The 3473-nt window shown below is 64.6% G+C and carries 2 protein-coding genes; one reads left to right on the top strand and one right to left on the bottom strand.

The window, feature by feature from the left end:
* Positions 1 to 1674, bottom strand: a 1674-nt coding sequence (locus DN412_RS42480) for a cytochrome P450 (protein ID WP_115216944.1), incomplete at its 3' end; no start/stop codon positions are given.
* Between the two features lie 251 nt (positions 1675 to 1925).
* Between DN412_RS42480 and DN412_RS42475 the strand changes: the two genes are divergently transcribed.
* Positions 1926 to 3410 (top strand): flavin-containing monooxygenase, encoded by a 1485-nt coding sequence (locus DN412_RS42475; RefSeq protein ID WP_115216943.1) that lies wholly within the window; start codon positions 1926 to 1928, stop codon positions 3408 to 3410.
* Positions 3411 to 3473: the final 63 nt, after the last annotated feature.

The raw sequence follows: 3473 nt of genomic DNA, 5'->3' as shown, positions 1-3473 counted from the left end.
CGACAGCGCAGCCTTCGCTTCGAGCAGCGCCAGGCTGCGGCCCGGGCACAGGCGCGGCCCGGAGCCGAATGGCACGAAGCCGCTGCGGTGGTGCGCAGCCGCGGAGCTTTCCAGCCAGCGCTCAGGGCGGAATTCCAGCGCTGCGGCGAAGCTGTTGTCCCGAAGTACATTGGGACGGGTCAACAGCAACACCAGCGTTCCCCGGGGAACCACAAATCCCGCGATCTCCACGTCGCGGTTCGATTCGAGATGGAGCAGCGGCGCAACAGGCTTGAGTCGCAGCGATTCATGCACCACTGCATCCAGGTAGACCAGCCGCGAAGCTTCGTGGATATCTGCAAGCACGTCGGTTGTGCCCAGCACCTCGGCGGCTTCTTCCTGCATTCTGCGTTGGACGTCCGGGTGGATGCACATGAAATACAGGATCCAGGAGATGGTGTTGGCCGTGGTGTCTTCCCCTGCAAGCAGCATGGTGACGCTGTCGGCAATCAGCTCCTCATCGCTCAGCGGCGCGTCATCCGCAGCCTGTGCGGCGACCATGGCCTCGAGAAAGTTGCGCGGGTGTGCGGCCAGATCGGGCGCTTGCGCCAGCCGCTCGCGCGCCGCTACGATCATCTCGCCGATGAACTTGCGTAGCGCCTGCACTGCCTTGTCGTAGGCGCGGTCCGCTGGCAGCCTGACGTAGTGCCAGTAGGGGAAGAGGGCATTCAGGCGGCGGTCGAACATCGGGAGGATGCGTTCCAGGTGCTGCTGCACGGGGCCGCCTTCGCCCTCCAGCGTGTTCGTGTCATGACCAAAGGCCAGGCTGGCGGTGACATCGACGGCATACCGCTTCAGGTCCTGCTGCACGTGAACCGGCAGTCCATCGGCCGCCGCCTGTTCCCATCGCCTCTTCAGCCTGCGGGTGACGCCGGCAAGGGTTGGAAAGAAGTCCCGCAGATGGCGTGCGTCCAGTGCCTGGGCGACAGGGCGACGGTGTCTCCGCCAGGTCTCGCCTTCGGCCGCGAAAACACTTACGTCGCCGACCTCGCGGGTCAGTGCTTCGACGGCGCGTGCACGGCGAAAGGTTTCGGGGCGGTCGTGGAGGATCCTGTCGATCCATTCGCCGTCCGCTACCACGATGGCGGGAAGCCGCGCCAGGTTGATGCGGTAGATCGGGCCGAACGCTGCACACCATTGCTCCAGCTCGGAGTGCATGCGGGAGTGGTGGAGCTGGAGAAGGTTGCCTAGCCACGGGAGACCGGCGGGGCCCGGGAGCTGTTCCAGCGGCCGTGCAGGGGTGGTGGACTGCACGCCGCCGCAATCGTCGGTCTGACGCTTCCAGGCCAGGACCTGAGTGCGGTCGACCAACACATCGTCGCCTTCGACGGCGCACTCGAAGCGCTTCAGGCAGATCCCCGGCTGGTCAACGTTGGCGCCTGTGCCGCAGTCGAAACGCCATCCGTGTCCGCGGCAGGTCAGGACGCCGTTGCTGATGGCGCCTTCGGCCAGCAAAGTGCCACGGTGCGGGCAGTGGCCCTGGAACGCGCGGAGACTTGCGCCGTGGCGCAGCACGACGATGTCCACGCCTTCTGCCCGGGCGGGCAGGATGCCGTCATCACGCAGGGCGGCCGAGGATCCGATGCGGACCATGTCCGCCGTGGCTGGCGTGACTGCTTCGTGCTCCCCGGCCATAGTGGCCTCCGTCAGATATCTCGTTGCCATGGCTGGCAGGAGTCTGCAATCATCGTAGCGAAGGGACTGGGGGTTACAAGGGGGACTTTTGCGGACGCTGCGACATGCCGCATCAGGCGCAGCCGGGCATGACTGGGGCATGGGCCGCGAGCATGCTAAGCGATGCCAAAGTGGTCTCGCACCTCATACCACTGCCGCAATCGCTAAACTTGATTCGAGTCAGGTTTTGGTTTTGGGTGGCGGGAGACTCCATGAGCGACGGGACACACTTCGACGTGCTTATCGTCGGCGCTGGCATCTCGGGAATCGGCGCGGCCTGCCACCTCAAGGCCCGCCGACCCGGCTCGACGTTCGCGATCCTGGAAGGGCGCGACTCGATTGGCGGCACGTGGGACCTGTTCAAGTACCCGGGCATCCGCTCGGACTCGGACATGCCGACCTTCGGCTACAGCTTCAAACCGTGGACACACCGCAAGGCGATTGCCGACCGGAACCTCATTCTGGACTACCTCCGGGAGACCGTCACCGAGAACGTCATCGACCCGCACATCCGATTCGGCTATAAGGTGCTCGCGGCCGAGTTCTCCTCGTCGACGGCGCACTGGACCATCACCGCTGAGCACTCCAGCACCGGCGAGCAGACCCAGTTCACGTCGCGATTCCTGTTCCTCGGCACCGGCTACTACGACTATGAGTCAGGCTTCACGCCCGATTTCGCCGCTGTCGATGAGTTCACTGGGCAGGTGATCCACCCGCAGCATTGGCCCGAGGATCTGGACTACGCCGGCAAGCGGGTGGTCGTAATCGGCAGCGGCGCGACCGCCGTGACGCTGACTCCCGCAATGGCCGACAAGGCGTCGCACATCACGATGTTGCAGCGTTCGCCGAGCTACATCCTCGCCATTCCAGCCGAGGACGTGATCGCCAACTTCCTGAACAAGGTGCTCGGCCCCAAGCGCGCGTCGCGGATCGTGCGGCGAAAGAACATCCTGCTGGCCCGCGGCATCTTCAAAGCCTGCCGACGCTTCCCCAGGCTCACGCGTTGGCTGCTCCTCGCCCTCGTGCGGTTACAGTTGCCCAAACGCTTCGACAGCGACACGCACTTTTCCCCGCGCTACAACCCGTGGGAACAGCGGCTGTGCTTCGTACCCAACGGCGACCTGTTCAAGGCGATCAAATCGGGACGGGCATCGGTCGTTACCGACCGGATCGACCGCTTTACCGCATCCGGTATCAAGCTCGAGTCGGGGCAGGAACTGGCCGCTGACATCGTCGTGACCGCGACCGGGCTCAACATGTTGCCGTTCGGCAAAATCCAACTGAGCGTCGACGGACAGCGGGTGAACATCCCGGACACCACGTTCTACAAGGCCGTGATGCTCTCCGGGGTGCCGAACTTCGCGTTCGCCCTCGGCTACACCAACATCTCTTGGACGCTCAAGGTAGACCTTGCCTGCGAATACTTCTGCCGGTTGCTCGACCATATGGACGCGCACGGCTATCGCACCGTCGAGCCGGTGCTCGACGACCCGGATATGACACGTGTTACAGCCAATAACCTGAAGGCCGGATACGTCCAGCGCGGCATGGGAACATTCCCGCGCGGGGGAACGCGCGGACCATGGATCGTCGACCACGCTTACGAGAAGGACGTGGAGCGCTTGCGCGCGGGCCTGGTCGAGGACAGCGCCTTGAAGTTCACCGTCGCCACCAGCCCAGCGCGACCGGCCTCCTAGGCGGAGCGAGATGATGCTGACTGACCTCACCTTCACCAGCCACGCGGTCCGCTGCGCGGCCTG

Origin of the sequence: Cupriavidus lacunae (assembly GCF_003353055.1) — a bacterium.
Taxonomy (GTDB): Bacteria; Pseudomonadota; Gammaproteobacteria; order Burkholderiales; family Burkholderiaceae; genus Cupriavidus; species Cupriavidus lacunae.
Note: the sequence above shows the minus strand (reverse complement) of the source record. Positions and strands in the feature narration are given on the sequence as shown.

What these genes read in the sequence shown, in the direction of transcription:
- DN412_RS42475 (WP_115216943.1), top strand. Translation starts at nt 1,926, where the DNA reads ATGAGCGACGGGACACACTTCGACGTGCTTATCGTCGGCGCTGGCATC.